Genomic DNA, 16900 nt, shown 5'->3' with positions numbered 1-16900 from the left:
CCTGCGATGACTGACGAGATCCTGCTGATCGAGGACCGTGGCCGCACCCGCTGGCTCACCCTCAACCGACCCGACGTGCGCAATGCCCTCAACCGCGACCTCAACGACGCGCTGATCGACGCGCTCATCGAGGCCGACCACGACCCGTCGGTCTACGTGGTTGCGATCACCGGCGCCGGGACGACGTTCTGCTCGGGTGCCGACCTGGGCGATGCGAAGAGGCTGGCCGATGCGGGCAAGCCGTTCTACGGTCCCCTGCACAACAACCGGCGCAGCCTCTTCGAGGTCATGATCGACACCCGCAAGCCGACCATCGCCGTGGTCAACGGGGCCGCGGTGGCCGGCGGCTTCGAACTGGTGCTCTCCTGCGACCTGCGGATCGCGGCCGAGGGCGCGTTCTTCGCGGTGCCGGAGGCCAAGCGCGGGCGGGGTGCCCACTACGCCTCGGTGGCGCTACCGCAGCTGGTGCCGAGCGCGATCGCGATGGAGTGGCTCTACACCGGTCGCCGGGTGTCGCTCGAGGAGGCGTCGCGATGGGGCCTGGTCAACCGCGTGCTGCCCGCTGACGGACTGGTGGCGGGTGCCGAGGAGTTCCTCGCCGTGCTGACCGACTCCGCCCCGCTCTCGCTCGAGCGGCTCAAGCTGACCTTCCGGCGGACCGCCGGCATGGATCCGCACGCTGCCATCCGCCTCGACATCGGCCCGGACGTCTACCTCTCCGAGGATCAGGTCGAGGGCACCCGCGCGTTCCTGGAGAAGCGTGCGCCCGAGTGGAAGGGTCGCTGACCCGGCACGATGTACTGAACGACACCGAAGGGGCGGCGTGCTGCGTACGCCGGCCCTTCGGTGTCTGTGCTACTCAGACGCCCTCGGGGCGCTTGTGGCCCCAGTAGTGCGCGGAGTCGTAGCGCACCGGGAGCCACGTCTCGTCGTCGATCAGGATGCCGCCGACGCCGAACTCGATGCCGAAGCCGGAGGGGCTGCGGACGTAGAACGAGATCATCTCGTCGTTGGTGTGCTTGCCCAGGGTGGACAGGATCGTCACGCCCGCCTCCTGGACCGCGTCCCACTGCCGACCCAGCAGGTCGAGATCGTCGATCTCGAACATGAAGTGCCCGATGCCCGCCTTGCGGTGCGGCGCGTTGGCGAAGGCGAAGGAGTGGTGGCGGGGGTTGCAGTGCAGGAAGGTGCCGAGGTCGCCCGGCATCTCGATGTGGTCGCTGAGCCGGAAGCCGAGCAGCTCCCGGAACAGCGTGTTGTACGCGTCGTTGCCGTGGTGCAACGCCTGGAAGGCGTGGCCCATGCCCAGGTCGCCGGCGACGAAGGTCGCGCCGATCGGGGAGACGAAGCGCTCGATGGTGCTCTTGAGCCCCCAGAACAGCTCGTGGTCGATGACGTCCTCGGGGTCCCGGAACCGGACGAGGTCGACCACCATCCGCTCGGCGATGAGCTCAGGGCTGCCCTGCTCGACCTGGTAGCCGGCTGCGGTCAGCCTCGCGGTGAGCTCGGCGAGCGCCTCCGGGCCGCCGACGTCCCACCCGAGCGCGACGGCGCCGCTCTCCTTGGCCTGACGCACGTCGAAGCGGTAGGCGTAGTGGTCCATCCGGAGCAGCAGTCGCTCCTCGTCGCGGTGGGCCACCTGCAGGCCGAGCAGGCCCGATCCGAACGCGACCCATTCGTCCAGGTCCGGTGCCGTGACCACTGCGTAGCCGAGGGCCTTGACCTTCGCTGTCATTCCACTCTCCTCATCTAGATGTCTGCTGTGCTGCTGCGCTCGGCCACGGCGCGACGACCGGCTCGTGGCGAGGAGCGGAAGAACGGCTAGCGCCGATCGGCGGCGGCCGTCTCGGCCCGGACGCGGAGCCGGGCTGCGCCGGCCTCGGCCACGGCCTTCAGCGCGACGATCCAGCCCTCGATGCGCACCACGCCCGCGCCGCGCGGCAGCCGTGAGAGCCGGATGGCGAGCCGGGTCTGCGCTTCGCCGGTGGCCAGCGGCACGATCACCGAGTGCAGGTCGTAGGTCTGGTCGGGGTCGAGCACCGGCTCGTAGAGGGAGGCGCTCTCGGCGATCATCTGCCGGATGCGCCGCTCGTGGATCGGCATCACGTCGACGCCCGAGTAGTCGCTCATCAGCGCGACCCGGTCCGTCGGGTCGTCGGGTACCAGCGAGAGCGAGTAGCCGTTGCGCCGCACGGCGGCCAGGTTGTCCCGGAAGCTGGCTCGGTCCTCGTCGGACGCCTTGGCCCGGTCGAGCCAGCGCTCCACCTCCGAGTCGGGCGCCTGAGCGCAGAAGACCGTGCCGACCGGTGGGATGAGCGGGATGCGGTGCCCGACCGCCAGGCTGCCCGGTTCGCTGTCGCCCCGGCTCGTGGCCGTGACGAAGACCGCCTCGTCCCCGACCCGGATCATGACGCTGCAGTCGGCACCCAGGTCGCGGGCCAGGTCCTCGAGCGGTCCGCGGACGATCTCGGCCATCTGCGCGCCCTCGATCAGCTCGGGGTCGGAGCTGGCCACCGGCGACGGCAGCGCGAAGCGGCCGTAGCCGCCCTGGAAGAACAGCAGCGGCAGGGTCGGGCGCTGCACCTCGAGGTCGAGGACGCGGCCCACCACGATCATGTGGTCGCCGCCGTCGAGCTCCTCGGCGACCTCGCACTCGATCCATCCGACCGTGCCGGGCAGGATCGGGGCTCCCTGGCCGCTGGGGCGCCAGCCCACGCCGGCGAACTTGTCCTCGGTCCGCGAGGCGAAGCGAGCACACAGGTCCTGCTGGTCCGCGGCCAGGATGTTGACGCAGAAGTGCCTGCTGGTGCGCAGTCGCGCGTAGCTGCCGGAGGCGCGGGTGGGCAGATAGGCGACCAGGGGCGGCTCGAGTGACACCGAGGTGAAGGAGCCGACCACCATGCCCACCGGCTCGCCGTCGCCGTCGATCGCGGTGATGACGACGACGCCGGTCGGGAAGTGGCCCAGCGTCTCGCGGAAGAGTGCCGAATCGAATCCGTGCGTGGTCTCCATGGTCGATCTCCTGTTCTGCGGTGCTGCTTCGGGGCCCGGCGCGCCAGCGGTCGTGCTGCGGGGACCTGGTCCGATGGTCACATCCGTACGTTCGCGGGCAGCTGCCCGCCGAAGGCCACGGTGCCCGTCGCCTGATAGATCTGTTCGGCGACGTTGGCGCCGTGTCCGAGCGCGATGTGGAGGTCGCGCCAGAACCGCTGGATGGGGTTGTCGAGCCGCATCGCGGACCCGCCGGCGATGGCGACCAGCCGGTCGACCGCTTCGCCCACGCGACCTGAGGCCCGGACCTGGTTGCGCCGGATCTCCGCGCGCAGCTCGATGCCGATCGGGGCGCCCGACGCCGCGGCGTCGTAGAGCCGATCGATGTCGGTGAGGAACTGGAGCCGACTGGCCTCGAGGTCGGCCGCGGCCGCCCCCAGCGCGTTCAGCTGCCGTGGGTCCGTCGCGGCGACCAGGCCGCGGGTCGAGACCCGCGGCCTGGGTGTAGGCCAGCCACGCGGCGAGAGCGCCCTCTGCGGCGGCGAGGGTGCCGGCGGTGATGGCGCCGCTGAACATGGTGTGGAACGGCATCCGGTACAGCGGGACACCACCGCGCCCCGCCTGCTCCGCGGCGGCCCCGGACTCGAGGTCACGCGGATCGATGAGCCGGTGATCGGGCACGAAGGCGCGCTCGATGACGACGTCCTTGCTGCCGCTGCCCTTGAGGCCCACGACGTTCCAGGAGTCCGGCACGATCGTGTAGTCGCTGCGCGGCAGGATGAAGTGCCGCAGCCCGTCGGGGCGGACCGCGCCGTCCTCATCGGTGAGCATCCCGCCGAGCACCACCCAGTCACACAGGTCGGTCCCGGAGGAGAACGGCCAGCGGCCGCTGAAGATCCAGCCGCCGTCGGTCCGCGCGGCCCGCCCGATCGGCGCGTACGGCGAGGCGACCCAGACGTCGGGGTCCGCGCCCCAGATCTCCTCCTGCACCTGCCGCGTACCCTGGGCGATCTCGAAGGAGTGCACGCCCACGACCGAGGAGACCCAGCCGGCGGACGCGGAGCGGCTCCCGATCGCCAGGACCGATTCGAAGAACTCGCGCGGATGCCCCTCGGCGCCGCCGAACTCCTTCGGCTGCAGCGCCTTGACGACCCCGGCCGCACGCAGCGCGCGGTGGGTGCGCTCCGGCAGATGGCCGAGGGCATCGGCCTCCTCCGCCTGGTCGAGGAGGAGGTCGGCAAGCTGCTCAACCCGTTCGAGCAATGCGCTCATCAGTTGTTCCTCTCGGCTCTCAGAAGGTGGCCGCGGAGGCCGACTCGATGAAGTCGCACACCAGCCGGTTGAACTCGTCGGCGTGCTCGAGCTGCGCCCAGTGACCGCATTGGTTGAGCAGGACCATGCGGGCGTCCTCGATCGTCGAGACCAGCCGTAGGGCCGCCTCGAAGTGGACGACCCGGTCGTCACGACCGTGGATGATCAGCGCCGGAGCCTTGATCGCGGCGATGTCCTCGAGGGTGGACTCGCCGCGGCGGGGACGCCCCAGCCCGGCCGCGAAGTTGGTGATGTGCTCGGGGTGGGCGGCGCAGCTCTGATAGCGCTGCTCGATGAGCTCGTCGCTGGCGAAGGACTGGTCGAACGCCATCACCCGGCACAGCGCCCGCATGTTCTCCCGCGAGGGCTCGCGGTAGCCCTGATGCAGCACCTTGAGCCCCTCCGAGGGGCCGCCGCCAGCGACGAACATCCGCGGGCCGGGTGCGCCCGAGCCCATCGTGACGACGTGGCTCACGCGGTCGGGGTGGCGCCCGGCGACCTTCAGCGCGGTGGCGCCGCCCATCGAATTGCCGACCAAGGCGGCCCGTTCGATGTCCAGCGCGTCCAGGAGTTGGATCGCGGCCGCGACATGGTCGCGCTCCTCGTAGGAGACGGGGTCCGAGGCACCCCAGCCGGGCATGTCCGGCGCGATCACCCGGAACCGCTCGGCGAAAGCGTCGAGGTTGGGACCGAAGTTGCTCCAGCCGGTGGCACCCGGGCCGCTGCCGTGCAGCATGACCACCGGGTGTCCCTCGCCGACCTGGTGCAGGTGGATGCGCCCGCTGGCGGTCTCGACGAACTGGCTGGACTCGCGCTCTGAAACCATCTGATGTCCTCTCCTCGCGTCTCGGGCGACGGCCGACGGCGGTGTTGTCTCAACCCTGCTGCGCCGGGGCGCGGCGCACGGGCCTTCTCGCAGCGGGTGGAAAACTCGCTGTCGTCCTCGTCACACGCGAGCGAGGGCCGCGGCCGCGCGATCCGCGCAGCGCCGGTCGGCCTCCGGCGCGCCACCACTGACGCCGATGGCGCCGATGAGCACGCCGTCCCGGAACAGCGGGACGCCGCCGTCGAGGGTCACCGGACGGAATCCGGCCTCGTCGGTGGCGATCGCGAGCACGTCGGAGAAGTGCTCGGCGAGGTGGGCCAGCTCCACGCTCGGTCTTCCGAACCTGGCCGCCGTCCGGGCCTTCGCCCGTGCCACGGCGCCCGTGAACCACGCCGCCGTCGCCTCGCGACCGACGGCGAGGTCGTTGCCGGCCGCGTCGACCACGGCGAACGCCCCGGTAAGGGACTCCTCGGCTGCCGCCGCGCGTGCGGCCTCGAGCACGGCGAGGGCCTTGCCGTAGGTCAGCATCACCATCTCACGCGGTCGCGACCGCGGGCTTCTTGATGTACGTGTAGATCTCGCTGCGCAGCTCCGCGAACCGCGGCTCGGCCTTGGTGCCGAGCTGGTCGCGCGGCGTCGGCAGGTCGACCGGGATCAGCGCCTTCACGGTGGCGGGCTTGCCGGACAGGACCAGCACCGTGTCGGCCAGGTAGACGGCCTCGTCGATGTCGTGGGTGACCAGCATGACCGCGATACCGAGCTCGTCGCGGACCTTCAGGACGAGGTCCTCCAAGTCCGCACGGGTCTGGGCGTCGACCGAGGCGAAGGGCTCGTCCATGACGATCGCCTTCGGGTTGAACGCCAGAGCGCGCGCGATCGCGACGCGCTGCTGCATGCCGCCCGAGAGCTGCCACGGGTAGGAGTCGAGGAAGTCCGCGAGGCCGACCTCGGCGAGCGCCTCGGCGGACCGGACGATGCGCTCCTTCTTGCCGACGCCCGCCGAGCGCAGCGGCAGCGCCACGTTGTCCCGTACCGAGAGCCACGGCATCAGCGAGCGGCTGTAGTCCTGGAAGACGATCGCGAGCCCCTGTGGGGTGCCCTTGACGAGCTCGCCGTCGAAGTGCACGGTCCCGTCGGTGGGCCTCTGAAGACCGGTCAGGCAGCCCAGCAGGGTGGTCTTGCCGACGCCGGAGGGGCCGACGATGCAGACGAACTCGCCCTTCTCGACGGAGAAGTCGAGGTCCTGGAAGATCTGCCGGGGGCCGTACGCGTGCCCGAGGCCCCGGACGCTGATCAGCGGCGCGCCGGGGCCGGCGGGCGTGGCGGGGTGCTGCGTCATCAGTTGCCTCCTTGGCTGTGTGCCATCAGTCCGTAGTGCCAGGCGATGAGCCGGCGCTCGACGAGGGCGAAGAGCTTGTTCAGGATGTAGCCGACCACGCCGAGCGCGATGATCCCGGACCAGAGGCCGGTGTAGTCGAAGGACGTGCTCGCGTTGAGCGTGAAGAAGCCGAGGCCACCGCCGATGCCGATCATCTCGGTCGCGGTCATCGCGATCACGCCGATGGCCAGGGCGGTGCGGGCGCCGGCGAAGATCTGCGGGGCCGCGCTCGGCAGGAGGATGAACCGCACGCGATCGGCGGTCGTCATCCGGTAGCTGCGGGCAACGTCGCTCAGCTGCGGTTCGACGCCGTGCACGCCGTCGATCGTGTTGAGCAGGACCGGCCAGCAGCACACCAGGGCAATGGTGACGATCTTGAAGCTGTCGCCGAGACCGAAGACCAGCGAGACCAGCGGCATCAGGGCGATACCGGGCGTCGAGCGCAAGAACTCGATGTAGGGACGCGACGCGTTGCTCAGCCAGTGCACCGAGCCGAGCACCAGACCCGCCAGCACGCCGACGACGCAAGCGATCAGGTAGCCGATCGCGAGGCGGCGCAGGCTGGGCAGGACGTCCTCACGGGTGCCCTCCCAGAACCAGAGCTCGCGGGAGCGGTCGAGGATGGCGTGCAAGGACGGGAAGTAGGTGTCGGTGCTGTTCGCGCTGACGATCCACCAGGCAGCCACCAGTACGAGCGGCAGCCAGATCTCCCAGGCGATGCGCTGCAGGATCCGCATTTCAGTCGACCTTTCCGCGCTGGGAGGGGTGCCACCACAGCACGCGCTTCTGCAGCACGACCAGCCCGACGTTGAGCATCAGGCCGAGGGCACCTGTGGTGAGCATGTAGACGAACGTGGCCCGCGGATCGGTCTCACCCGAGTCACGCATCTCGACGCCGAGGCCGGGCACGCGACCCAGGTACTCGGCGGTGACGGCGATCAGCAGGCTGATGCTCGCCGCGATCCGCAGCCCGGTCATCAGGAACGGCAGCATCGAGGGCGCGTACACGAACCGGATGCGCTCGATGGTGGAGATCCGGAAGGCCCTGACCACCTGCCGCGACTGCGGCGTGATCTGGGCGACCGCATAGGTCGCCTGGACCAGCAGCGGCCACACCGCGCCGAAGACGATGAGGAAGACCGCCATCGTCCGGCCGATGTGCAGCACCAGGATGGCCAGGGGCAGCAGCGCGATCACCGGGATCGTCCGGCCGAAGTCGACCAGGAACTGCGTGCTCAGCTGGGCCCGTCGACTCATCCCGATCAGCATGCCGAGCGGGATGCCGATCGCGGCGGCGATGACGAAGCCGATCAGCGCCGTCAGAAGGGTCTCGCTGACGGCATGCCAGTAGGCGGAGGTGCGCATCAGCTCGCCGAGCTTGTCGAGCGCCTGCGGGGGCGTGGGGAAGTTGGCGTCGGCGCCTTTGGTCCTGGCGAACCAGGTCCACAGGGCCAGGACGACGACCAGGGCGCCGAGACGCTGCGCCACGGTGATGAGGCGGGCGCGGACGTTACTCGGGCGCCCACCCCGGGAGTCGCGGCCGGACGTGACCGCCCTCGACTCCCCGGAGATGGTGCTGCTGCTCATGGATTTCGACCTTGCGAGGTGATTACGGGAGGAGGTCGGTGGCCTTCAGCGAGGAGCTCGCGTCCAGCATCTGGTACTTCTTCATCCGGTCGATGGAGAACTGGACGTCGTCGGCGGAGACCGCAGCGACCCCGAAGTTTGAGTACCGGGCCTTGGAGAGGAGCTCGGCCGGCCACTTGTCGTTGACGGTACCCGCCAGCTTGGCCTTGCCCGCGGCATCGAGGGCGTTGAAGGCGGTGTTGCCGTCGATGATGGCGGTGCGGAACTTGTCGACCACGTCGGCGTTCTTGGCGGCGAAGTCCTTGGTGGAGGCGAACGAGTACGCGATGTGGCCCTCGTTGCTGACGAAGCCGGCCAGGTGCGAGACCTTCGGGTCGGCGGCCCAGCCCGTACCGGTCGGCTCAGCGGAGGTGGTGGCGTCGATCTGGCCCGACTTGATCTGGGTCAGATTCTGGGTCGGGTCGGGGATCTGGACCCACTGGATCTTCGAGGAGTCGCCGCCGGCCGCGTCGACGTTGCTGCGCACGTCCAGCCACAGCTGGCTGTTGAGCTGCGGGATGCCGAACTTGCTGTTCTGCAGGTCCTTGACCGAGGTGATCTTGGAGCCCTTCTTCACCCACACGTTCGCCGTGCCCCAGCCGTCCGAGGTCAGCGGGGTGCCCTTGGTGGCGGGAGCGTCGAAGACGAACGGGGCCGAGGAGGCCTTGGCAGCAGCCAGGACCGGGGTGGTCATGTCCATCAGACCGAACTGGACCTGGCCGCTGGAGAGCAGCGGTGCCACGTCGGCGGGGGTGTTCACAGTGACGAACGAGACCTTCAGTCCGGCGTCCTTGAACGCGCCGTCCGCCATCGCCTCGTAGGCGCCGAGCGAGCTGAAGCTCGGGTAGACGGCGACCTTGACGGTACCGGTCGAGGCGGCGTTGGCATTGCCGCTCGAGGACGAGCCACAGGCGCTGAGGGTTCCGAGAGAGAGGGCAGCGACGGCCGCGGCGGCGACGGCGCTGAGCTTGTTCCGGTTCATGGGTTCTCCTTGGGGATCGGCCTGGCTCGGCCGGGGTATCTGTGACCCAGCACACCCGACGCAGGGCGGCCAGTCAGCACCAATTCCGGTAGGTGATCGGAGCCCCGGGAACCTTGTCCTGCCGTGGCTAGCGTCACGTTTCGAAGACGCCTGTAATGACTGTGACGCGAGGAGTGTGCGATGGCGACCCTGCCCGAGACCCTGACCGAGGACGGGACCAGTAGGACCGTCGAGACGCCCAGCGGCACGGTCCGTTACAACGCGGCCGGTCCGGCTGGAGCGCCCGTCGTGGTGATGCTGCACGGCAGCGGCCCGGGTGCGACCGGCTGGTCGAACTTCAAGAGCCAGATGCTGCACCTCGCTGACCGTTACCGGGTGATCGCGCCCGACATGCCCGGCTGGGGTGCCTCGGTCCCCGCCACGTACGAGGAGCGCAACCACCCCCGCACGGTGATCGAGCTGCTCGACGCCCTCGGCATCGAGCAGGTCGCCCTCGTCGGCAACTCGATGGGCGGCGCGACCTCGCTGAAGGTCGCAGCCGACAACCCGGAGCGGGTGACCCACCTCGTCACGCTCGGCGCCGGCGCACCGGGCAGCAAGCTCTTCCTGCCCGGCGGGGGCCCGTCCGAGGGCTACAAGCTGCTGCTCGCGGCCTACCGGGACGCCTCTCCGGAGCGGATGCAGAAGTTCGTCGACGTCTTCTGCTTCGACACGAAGTTCCGCAGCCCCGAGCTCGCCAAAGAGCGCTCCGACCGCGCCCTGGCCTACCCCGAGCACCTCGCGAACTTCGTGGCCGGCATCGGCAAGCCGCGACGCGGTACCGCCAGCGAGGACGAGATCGCCTCGATCCAGGCGTCGACGCTGATCATCCACGGCCGCGACGACCGCGTCGTGGTCTTCGAGAACGGCGTCAAGCTGCTCAGCCTCATCCCGAACTCGACGCTGGTCGCGTTCAACCAGTGCGGCCACTGGGCCCAGGTCGAGAAGGCCGCCCAGTTCAACCGCCTGCTGGACGTCCACCTCGAAGACCTCCTCGCCCACTGAGCCGGGCACTCGAAAGGACACCGAACATGAGCAACGACTTCAGCGTGCTGGCGAAGGTCGAGGAGCTGGCTGACTTCTTCGCGGCCCAGGCCGAGGAGGCCGACGCCCTCGGGCGCCTGCCCGACGCGACCGTGGCCACGATGAAGGCGACCGGGATCGCGAAGATCCTGCACCCGGCCGACCTCGGCGGCCTCGAGGGCTCTCCGGTGGAGTTCTTCCAGAGCCTGATCGCGATGGGGTCGCAGTCGACCTCGGCGGCCTGGGTCGCCGGCGTCGTCGGCGTGCACGCCTTCGAGCTCGCGCAGGCCGACCGTCGGCTGCAGGAGGAGATCTGGGGTGCGTCGGGCGAGAAGGCCGACACCTGGACCGCCTCTCCGTACGCCCCGTTCGGTCGGGCCAAGACCGTCGAGGGCGGGTACATCTTCAGCGGACGCTGGCCGTTCTCCTCGGGCACCGACCACTGTGAGTGGATCATCCTAGGCGGCCTGATCACCGACGCTGACGGTGCGCCGATCAAGGGCAACCCGCTGCGTCACTTCGTGTTGCCGCGTGCCGACTACGAGATCGACCAGGACTCGTGGAACGTCGCCGGCCTCAAGGGCACGGGCTCGAAGGACATCATCATCAACGATGCCTTCATCCCCGAGCACCGGGTGATCAACTCTGCCGACCTCGGCACGTTCGACCTGGCGAAGAACGCCGGCCGGTACGACTCCCCGACCTACCGGATGCCGTTCCACCAGATGTTCAACGGCGCCATCGCCGGCGCCACGCTGTCGGCCGCGGTCGGGGCGCTCGGCGCCGCATCGGCGTACATGCGCTCACGGGTGACGGTGAAGGGTGTATCCACCTCGACGGACCCACGCCACCTGTTCGTCCTCGCCGAGGCCGCCTCGGACATCGACGCCTCCGTCATGCAGTTCCTCGGCGGCTTCGAGCAGATGTGGGACCTGGCCCTCGAGGGTCGCGAGATCCCGCTCGACCTGCGCGCCCGCACCCGCCGCGATCAGGTCCGTGCCGTGCACCGCTCCGTCGGCGCCGTCGAGGAGCTGGTCAAGCTCGCGGGCGGCAACGCGCTGCGCGGCGGCAGTGCGATCAACCGGTTCTGGCGCGACGTGCACATGGGCGCCGCACACCAGGCCAACCAGGAGGACTCGACGTACCAGACCTTCGGGCTCAGCCACATGGGTCTGCCGCTGCCTCCCTCGGCGCGCGTCTGACGCTCTGCACCGCAAGGGCCCTGCTCCGGAATCCGGAACAGGGCCCTTCGCCGTCGATGCCCTCGCCGACTCCGACGCAGCACTGACGACAGGAGGCCCGACTCCTCACGGAACCGGGCCTCCTGCCAGGTGGGGATGTGCCGACGAGGGCCTACTCAGGCAGCTCGATCACGTTCTCCGCCGCCAGCGCGGCGACGTCGGCCTCACTGAATCCGAGCGAGGCGAGCACCTCGGCGGCACCCTCGCCCAGCACCGGCGGGGCGGTGCGCAGCTCGGGGTAGTCGCCGTCGAAGGTCATCGGCAGGTTCACGACCTGCAGGTCGTCGACAACCGGGTGCGGCAGCGGCTGCATCATCCCGATGGCCTGCACCTGGGGGTCTCGGAAGACGCGATCCACCGTGTTCACCGGCGAGTGCGGCACCCCGGCGGCCTCCAACAGGCCGACGATCTCGTCGAGCCCGAACGCCGAGGTCCGCTCGGAGAGCGCGGCGGTCACCTCGGCACGGCGCTCGTTGCGCTCCGGGTTGGTCTTGAAGCCGGGCCGCTCGTCGAGGTCGAGGGCGCCGATGGCGCCGAGCAGGCGACGCCACAGCGCGTCGTTTCCGGCCGAGATGAAGACGTGGCCGTCGGCGGTCGGGAAGGCGCCGTAGGGCACCACTCCGCGGAAGCCCGAGCCCAGCCGCGCGGGTGCCGGGTTGCCGGCCGCCTGGCCGATCATCGGCGAGGTCATCCAGGTCAACGCGGTCTGCAGCAGGGAGAGCTGCACGTGCGAGCCCACACCGCTGGCGTCACGACGGCGCAGTGCCTCGTAGACCGAGATCGCCATCCACATCCCGGTGCCCATGTCGAGCAGCGAGACGGGCACCCGGACCGGATCGCCACCGTCCTCACCGGTGATCGAGACGATGCCGGAGTACGCCTGCAGCAGCGGGTCGTACGCCGGCTGCGCGGCCCGCGGCCCGGTGTGCCCGAAGCCGGACAGGTCGGCGATGATCAGCCGCGGGTTGAGCGCGCGCAGCTCCTCGACGGAGAAGCCGGCCTTGGCCAGCGCGCCGGGTCGCAGGTTCTGCACCAGAACGTCCGCGGAGGTGACCAGCTTGCGCAGGACCTCCTGGCCCTCCACGGTCTTGTAGTCGAGCGCGAGCGACCTCTTGTTGCGGTTGAACGACATGAACGCGATCGACTCGCCCGACCAGCTCGGCGGGTTCCACGACCGGGTGTCGTCACCGCTGCCGAGCCGCTCGACCTTGATCACCTCGGCACCCATGTCACCCAGGATCTGGGTGCCGAACGGTGCCGCGACCGAGGTGCCGATCTCGACGACCCGCAGCCCGGTGAGGGATCCGGGGGCGCTCATCAGAACGACTTCGGCAGGCCGAGGGTGCCGTGCGCGATGCCGGCCAGGACGAGGTTGTTCGAGATGGGGGCGGTGCGCGGGAGGCGGGCCTCGGTCCACTTGCGCGCGATGCCGTACTCCTCGGTGGCGGCATAGCCGCCGAAGGTGGAGAACGCCGCGTCGGCGGCCTGCCACAGCGCCTCGCTGGCGAGGTACTTGGCGGCGCCGACCTCGAAGCGCGGGTTCTCCCCCGCGGCGTACATCTCGGCGGCGCGCCAGCGCATCAGGGAGGCCGCCTCGAGCCGGGCGTACGCCTCGGCGAGCGGGAACTGTACGCCCTGGTTCTGGCCGATCTTGCGGCCGAAGACCTCTCGGGTGTTCGCGTACTCGACGGCGCGGTCGATCAGGTGGAAGCCGGCGCCGATGTACTCCGAGGTGACGATGACACGCTCGGAGTTCATGCCCGAGAGGATCACCTTGAAGCCCTTGTGCTCCTCGCCGATCAGGTTCGCGGCCGGCACCCGGAGGTCGCGGATCGCGAGCTCGTTCGTCTCGTGGTTGACCATCGTGGCGATCGGGGTGACGACGATCTGGCCCGACGCGATCGCGTCCTTGAGCTCGACCAGGAAGACCGAGAACCCGTCGGAGGGCTTGGTGGCGTCCTCGCGCTTCTTGGTGCGGGTCAGCAGGAGCAGCAGGTCGGAGTGCTGGACGCGGCTGATGAAGATCTTGTTGCCGTTGATGACGTAGTCGTCGCCGTCACGGACGGCGAACGTCTTGATGCGGGTGGTGTCCGAGCCAGCGTTGGGCTCGGTGACGCCGAAGGACTGCAGGCGCAGCTCGCCGGAGGCGATCCGGGGCAGGTAGCGCTGCTTCTGCTCGTCGCTTCCGTGGCGCAGGATCGCGCCCATCGTGTACATGCCTGCGCGGGCCGCGCCGGCGTGGCAGCCGTTGCGCTCGAGCTGCTCGAGGACGACCGCGGCATCGCGGATGTCCGCACCGCCGCCGCCATACTCCTCGGGGATGAGCATGCTCATCCAGCCGTCGCGGTAGAGCGCGTCGACGAACTCCTCGGGGTACGTGTGGGTGCGGTCCTTTTCTCCCCAGTACTCGTTACCGAAGGGCTTGCAGAGCGTGTCGATCGCGTCGCGGATCGCGCGCTGCTCCTCGGTGAGGCTGAAGGCGGACGACTCGATAGCGGCCATGACGGACCTCTCTGATCAGCCTTCGCCGCGACAGGGACGACGAGGGCAGGCAACGGGAACGAGTCTCAGCACACCGCTTTCGGAGCGCGTATGGCAGGACTCGTATCACTGAGAGGAAATCTTTACGCGCACGGCGTTGCCAGTGACTGTCGTCACAACTATGCTGAACGACGTTCCGGATAAAGGAACGGGGTTCCGGATTGGAACGTCGTTCCGACTTTCCCAAAGCCTCACCCGCATTCCCGGAGGATCCGATGTCCACTGCCACGGCCGAGCTCTTCGAGAGCAAGCGATCCGTTCTCGGTCGCGCGTTCGACATCCTGGAGTGCTTCGCCGGCGGTGAGCAGGAGCAGTCGATCACGGCGCTCTGCGCGCACACCGGCCTCCCTCCGGCCACCGTTCACCGGATGCTGGCCAACCTCGTGGAGTGGGGTGCGATCGAGCGTGCCGGCCGTGGGCGCTACCGCCTCGGCCGCCGCCTGTGGCGCCTCGGCAGCGACGTCCCCAGCAGCCGCGCGCTCAAGGACGTGGCGCGTCCGTGCCTCGTCGACCTGCACGCCATGACCGGCGAGGTCGCCGTCCTCTCCTCCATCGACGGGGAGCGGATGGTGGTCGCCGACGTCATCGCCGGGCGTACCGCCTTCCGCAGCTGGACCGCCCCGCGCAACATGCCGATCGCCGGCACCGCACCGGGTCGCGTGATGCTTGCCCATCTGCCCCTGGAGGAGAGCCGTCGCCTGCTCGAGCGGGCCGACGCCGAGATCACCCACCAGGCGTCCGACTTCGGACTGCGCCAGCAGCTCGGCGAGATCCGCCGCACGGGTGTGGCGGTCGCCCCCTTTGCCGGCAAGGTGTGGGTCAGCGCTCCGATCTTCGACGAGGTCGGCGCGATCCGCTCGACCATCTCGGCCGTCGCCGACCAGGACCACCACAACCTCCCCGGCCTGACCCATATCGTCACCGGCGCCGCGCGCGCCGTGAGCCAGGGTCTGCGCGAGCGCGCCGCCTCGGCGGTCTGACGTGTCGGTGCTCGAGAAGGCCGCCCAGGTCATCGACGTCCTCAATCGCAATCTCGGGCCCGCCAAGCTCGGCGTCATCGCCGACGAGGTCGGGCTCCCCAAGTCCTCGGCCCACCGTCTTCTCAACGAGATGGTGGGCCTCGGCATGGCCCGGCGGCTCGAGGACGGCAACTACACCTCCGGCTACCGGCTGGTGCAGTGGGGCCACGCCGCAGACCTCGCCCTCGGCATCCGCCAGGCAGCCGAGCCGATCATGCGCCGCCTCTCCGACGAGGTCGCCGAGAGCGTCCACCTGCACGTCCCGGAGGGCAACCACCGCGTCTGCGCCGCGGGCGTCCCCGGACCCCAGACGCTGCGCCCGGTGATCCGGCTCGGCACGATCCTTCCCCTGGGCGTGGGCGCCTCCGGCAAGCTGCTGCTCGCCTATGCCACCGACCGGGCCCGTGCCGAGGCGCGTCAGCAGGCCGACGACGCCACCGAGGCGTCCTGGCCCGACGAGGGCCAACTCGCCCTCCTGCGCGAGCGCGGCTGGGCCACCTCCACCGCCGAGGTGGAGAGTGGCCTCACCGCCATCTCGGCCGCCGTTCTGACGCGTACGGGCGAGGCCCTCGGCGCCCTCACCGTCGCCGGCGCGTCCAGCCGACTGCCCGCCGAGCGCTGCGCCGAGCTGCGTCCGCTCGTGGTCGGCTCCGCCCGCGAGATCGCCCGCGCGCTCGGCGCCTGAGTCGCGGAACGGGCGACCCGCGGCCTCGTGCTGGCGACGTCCCGGGAAACCGAGGCAACCGTCCTATGCTGCGTTGATGGAGCACGATCCGCGCCGCAGCACCGGTGGCAACCGCCGCGGCCGGCGATCGCGCGAGGAGATCCTCGAGGTCGCCTCCCGGCTGATGGCAGAGCGCGGGTACGCCGCCACCTCGCTCTCCGTCCTCGGTGCCGAGACGGGTCTGCCGAAGAGCGCGGTCTATCACCACTTCCACTCCAAGGCCGGCCTGCTCACGGCCGTGATGGAGCGCGGCCTGCACGACTTCTTCCACGCGATGCGGGAGGCGCACGCGAACCCGCCGAGCGGCGGCACCCATCGCGAGCGGATGGCGTGGTACCTCGAGCGGACCGGCGAGGTCTTCACCGCGCGCCAGGAGTTCCTGCGCCTGCACATGATCCTGATCCTGTCGGCCGAGGCCGAGGAGGTCGAGGTCGCCGACACCATCACGAAGGTCCGCGACGAGGGCCGGCTCCTGATGAACACCATGATCCGCTCGACCTTCAGCGACCTGGGCGACGAGATCGCCGCCGCGGTCGCCGACGAGCTCGACCATTTCGGCATCGCCGGCTTCGACGGCGCCTTCATCGCGATGCAGGCCGATCCGTCGCGGGCACTCGGCGGGCCCAACGCGCACCTGGCCGAGGCACTCGTCCTGCTCGGCGAGCGGATCGCCGCGAGACTGCGCGACGGCGGCGACCCTGTCAGCCCCTGAACGCGCGCAGCGCCTCGACCGCGAGGGCGTGGTCGTCCTCCTGCGGGAGACCGGAGATCGTGAGCACGCCGACGATGCCGGTCCCCCTCACCCGGATCGGGAAGGCGCCGCCATGGGCGACGTACTCGGTGAAGGGAAGCTGCGTGCTCGCCGTGAAGTTGCCGCCGTGGCGCCGGCCGACGAGATAGGAGCTCGCGCCGAAGCGATACACCGTCCGGACCTTCCGCTCGATCCAGGCGTCCATGTCGGCCGTGGTGTTCTCGCGGGCGGCGTGGAAGATCTGCTGGATGCCCTTGCGGATGTCGATCACGACGGCGAGATCGCGCTGGCTCGCGAGGTCGTACGCGATGGTGCCGAGCCGCCAGGCGTCGTCGTTCGAGAAGCCGTCGAGGACGAGCTCGGCCTCCTCGGCCTCGATGCGGGCGATCAGGTCGGCGTCGATGTCGTGGGGCACGCTGAGAACCCTCTCATGTCGTCGTGGAACGAT

At 69.9% G+C, this 16900-nt stretch carries 18 protein-coding genes; 6 read left to right on the top strand and 12 right to left on the bottom strand.

Going from position 1 to position 16900, the window contains the following annotated elements; translation table 11 throughout:
• Positions 1–6 precede the first annotated feature (6 nt).
• Positions 7–786 (top strand): enoyl-CoA hydratase/isomerase family protein, encoded by a 780-nt coding sequence (locus KSO98_RS10180; RefSeq protein WP_225285384.1) that lies wholly within the window; start codon positions 7–9, stop codon positions 784–786.
• A 73-nt stretch (positions 787–859) separates the two neighbouring features.
• Here KSO98_RS10180 and KSO98_RS10175 read toward each other — a convergent pair whose 3' ends face one another.
• The 9 genes from KSO98_RS10175 to KSO98_RS10135 all read right to left on the bottom strand — a co-directional run bounded on the left by KSO98_RS10175 (position 860) and on the right by KSO98_RS10135 (position 9114).
• Positions 860–1735 carry a VOC family protein gene (locus KSO98_RS10175; RefSeq protein ID WP_225285381.1) on the bottom strand — a complete coding sequence of 292 codons (876 nt, stop codon included), beginning with the start codon at positions 1733–1735 and terminating at the stop codon, positions 860–862.
• Positions 1736–1821: 86 nt separating this feature from the next.
• Complete coding sequence (locus tag KSO98_RS19045; protein WP_225285380.1) at positions 1822–3012, bottom strand: flavin reductase; 1191 nt, start codon at positions 3010–3012, stop codon at positions 1822–1824.
• A gap of 77 nt (positions 3013–3089) precedes the next feature.
• Positions 3090–3812 (bottom strand): acyl-CoA dehydrogenase family protein, encoded by a 723-nt coding sequence (locus KSO98_RS19040; protein ID WP_225285378.1) that lies wholly within the window; start codon positions 3810–3812, stop codon positions 3090–3092.
• A gap of 470 nt (positions 3813–4282) precedes the next feature.
• Positions 4283–5128 (bottom strand): alpha/beta fold hydrolase, encoded by an 846-nt coding sequence (locus KSO98_RS10160; RefSeq protein ID WP_225285377.1) that lies wholly within the window; start codon positions 5126–5128, stop codon positions 4283–4285.
• Between the two features lie 120 nt (positions 5129–5248).
• On the bottom strand, positions 5249–5662 hold the full coding sequence (locus KSO98_RS10155) for a heme-binding protein (RefSeq protein ID WP_225285374.1): 414 nt from the start codon (positions 5660–5662) through the stop codon (positions 5249–5251).
• Between the two features lies 1 nt (position 5663).
• On the bottom strand, positions 5664–6467 hold the full coding sequence (locus KSO98_RS10150; RefSeq protein WP_225285373.1) for an ABC transporter ATP-binding protein: 804 nt from the start codon (positions 6465–6467) through the stop codon (positions 5664–5666).
• Positions 6467–7243: an ABC transporter permease gene (locus KSO98_RS10145; protein WP_225285371.1), complete on the bottom strand. Its 777-nt coding sequence runs from the start codon at positions 7241–7243 to the stop codon at positions 6467–6469. Before KSO98_RS10145 ends, KSO98_RS10150 begins: the two co-directional genes overlap by 1 nt.
• 1 nt (position 7244) lies before the next feature.
• Positions 7245–8093 carry an ABC transporter permease gene (locus KSO98_RS10140; protein WP_225285370.1) on the bottom strand — a complete coding sequence of 283 codons (849 nt, stop codon included), beginning with the start codon at positions 8091–8093 and terminating at the stop codon, positions 7245–7247.
• A gap of 22 nt (positions 8094–8115) precedes the next feature.
• Positions 8116–9114 carry an ABC transporter substrate-binding protein gene (locus tag KSO98_RS10135; RefSeq protein ID WP_225285368.1) on the bottom strand — a complete coding sequence of 333 codons (999 nt, stop codon included), beginning with the start codon at positions 9112–9114 and terminating at the stop codon, positions 8116–8118.
• Between the two features lie 180 nt (positions 9115–9294).
• Between KSO98_RS10135 and KSO98_RS10130 the strand changes: the two genes are divergently transcribed.
• Both KSO98_RS10130 and KSO98_RS10125 read left to right on the top strand, forming a co-directional pair.
• Positions 9295–10158: an alpha/beta fold hydrolase gene (locus tag KSO98_RS10130; protein WP_225285366.1), complete on the top strand. Its 864-nt coding sequence runs from the start codon at positions 9295–9297 to the stop codon at positions 10156–10158.
• Positions 10159–10184: 26 nt separating this feature from the next.
• Positions 10185–11378 carry an acyl-CoA dehydrogenase family protein gene (locus KSO98_RS10125; protein ID WP_225285365.1) on the top strand — a complete coding sequence of 398 codons (1194 nt, stop codon included), beginning with the start codon at positions 10185–10187 and terminating at the stop codon, positions 11376–11378.
• A 151-nt stretch (positions 11379–11529) separates the two neighbouring features.
• Here the strand turns inward: KSO98_RS10125 and KSO98_RS10120 are convergent, their stop codons facing one another.
• Together KSO98_RS10120 and KSO98_RS10115 are read right to left on the bottom strand one after the other, a co-directional pair.
• Entirely contained in the window at positions 11530–12735 is a 1206-nt protein-coding gene (locus KSO98_RS10120; protein WP_225285363.1) for a CaiB/BaiF CoA transferase family protein, read from the bottom strand.
• On the bottom strand, positions 12735–13919 hold the full coding sequence (locus KSO98_RS10115) for an acyl-CoA dehydrogenase family protein (protein WP_225285362.1): 1185 nt from the start codon (positions 13917–13919) through the stop codon (positions 12735–12737). The genes KSO98_RS10120 and KSO98_RS10115 overlap by 1 nt, the downstream gene beginning before the upstream one ends.
• 254 nt (positions 13920–14173) lie before the next feature.
• Here KSO98_RS10115 and KSO98_RS10110 point away from each other — a divergent pair, with 254 nt between their 5' ends.
• The 3 genes from KSO98_RS10110 to KSO98_RS10100 all read left to right on the top strand — a co-directional run bounded on the left by KSO98_RS10110 (position 14174) and on the right by KSO98_RS10100 (position 16413).
• The gene (locus KSO98_RS10110; RefSeq protein WP_225285360.1) at positions 14174–14938 is read left to right on the top strand and encodes an IclR family transcriptional regulator; all 765 of its coding nucleotides are present in this window, start codon (positions 14174–14176) and stop codon (positions 14936–14938) included.
• Between the two features lies 1 nt (position 14939).
• Positions 14940–15662, top strand: coding sequence for an IclR family transcriptional regulator (locus KSO98_RS10105; RefSeq protein WP_225285359.1), 723 nt, complete (start codon positions 14940–14942; stop codon positions 15660–15662).
• 76 nt (positions 15663–15738) lie between these two features.
• The gene (locus KSO98_RS10100; RefSeq protein WP_225285357.1) at positions 15739–16413 is read left to right on the top strand and encodes a TetR/AcrR family transcriptional regulator; all 675 of its coding nucleotides are present in this window, start codon (positions 15739–15741) and stop codon (positions 16411–16413) included.
• Here the strand turns inward: KSO98_RS10100 and KSO98_RS10095 are convergent.
• A complete protein-coding gene (locus tag KSO98_RS10095) occupies positions 16403–16867 on the bottom strand; it encodes a heme-degrading domain-containing protein (protein ID WP_225285356.1) in 465 nt (154 codons plus the stop codon). The two genes, KSO98_RS10100 and KSO98_RS10095, sit on opposite strands and share 11 nt — an antisense overlap.
• Between the last annotated feature and the right edge of the window lie 33 nt (positions 16868–16900).

The sequence above is a fragment of the Nocardioides nematodiphilus genome (assembly GCF_020216525.1).
In the GTDB taxonomy this organism is placed as follows: domain Bacteria; phylum Actinomycetota; class Actinomycetes; order Propionibacteriales; family Nocardioidaceae; genus Nocardioides; species Nocardioides nematodiphilus.
This window is presented reverse-complemented; position numbering and strand designations above follow the sequence as displayed.

What these genes read in the sequence shown, in the direction of transcription:
- KSO98_RS10180 (WP_225285384.1), top strand. Translation starts at nt 7, where the DNA reads ATGACTGACGAGATCCTGCTGATCGAGGACCGTGGCCGCACCCGCTGG.
- KSO98_RS10175 (WP_225285381.1), bottom strand. Translation starts at nt 1,735, where the DNA reads ATGACAGCGAAGGTCAAGGCCCTCGGCTACGCAGTGGTCACGGCACCG.
- KSO98_RS19045 (WP_225285380.1), bottom strand. Translation starts at nt 3,012, where the DNA reads ATGGAGACCACGCACGGATTCGATTCGGCACTCTTCCGCGAGACGCTG.
- KSO98_RS19040 (WP_225285378.1), bottom strand. Translation starts at nt 3,812, where the DNA reads ATGAGGACGGCGCGGTCCGCCCCGACGGGCTGCGGCACTTCATCCTGC.
- KSO98_RS10160 (WP_225285377.1), bottom strand. Translation starts at nt 5,128, where the DNA reads ATGGTTTCAGAGCGCGAGTCCAGCCAGTTCGTCGAGACCGCCAGCGGG.
- KSO98_RS10155 (WP_225285374.1), bottom strand. Translation starts at nt 5,662, where the DNA reads ATGGTGATGCTGACCTACGGCAAGGCCCTCGCCGTGCTCGAGGCCGCA.
- KSO98_RS10150 (WP_225285373.1), bottom strand. Translation starts at nt 6,467, where the DNA reads ATGACGCAGCACCCCGCCACGCCCGCCGGCCCCGGCGCGCCGCTGATC.
- KSO98_RS10145 (WP_225285371.1), bottom strand. Translation starts at nt 7,243, where the DNA reads ATGCGGATCCTGCAGCGCATCGCCTGGGAGATCTGGCTGCCGCTCGTA.
- KSO98_RS10140 (WP_225285370.1), bottom strand. Translation starts at nt 8,093, where the DNA reads ATGAGCAGCAGCACCATCTCCGGGGAGTCGAGGGCGGTCACGTCCGGC.
- KSO98_RS10135 (WP_225285368.1), bottom strand. Translation starts at nt 9,114, where the DNA reads ATGAACCGGAACAAGCTCAGCGCCGTCGCCGCCGCGGCCGTCGCTGCC.
- KSO98_RS10130 (WP_225285366.1), top strand. Translation starts at nt 9,295, where the DNA reads ATGGCGACCCTGCCCGAGACCCTGACCGAGGACGGGACCAGTAGGACC.
- KSO98_RS10125 (WP_225285365.1), top strand. Translation starts at nt 10,185, where the DNA reads ATGAGCAACGACTTCAGCGTGCTGGCGAAGGTCGAGGAGCTGGCTGAC.
- KSO98_RS10120 (WP_225285363.1), bottom strand. Translation starts at nt 12,735, where the DNA reads ATGAGCGCCCCCGGATCCCTCACCGGGCTGCGGGTCGTCGAGATCGGC.
- KSO98_RS10115 (WP_225285362.1), bottom strand. Translation starts at nt 13,919, where the DNA reads ATGGCCGCTATCGAGTCGTCCGCCTTCAGCCTCACCGAGGAGCAGCGC.
- KSO98_RS10110 (WP_225285360.1), top strand. Translation starts at nt 14,174, where the DNA reads ATGTCCACTGCCACGGCCGAGCTCTTCGAGAGCAAGCGATCCGTTCTC.
- KSO98_RS10100 (WP_225285357.1), top strand. Translation starts at nt 15,739, where the DNA reads ATGGAGCACGATCCGCGCCGCAGCACCGGTGGCAACCGCCGCGGCCGG.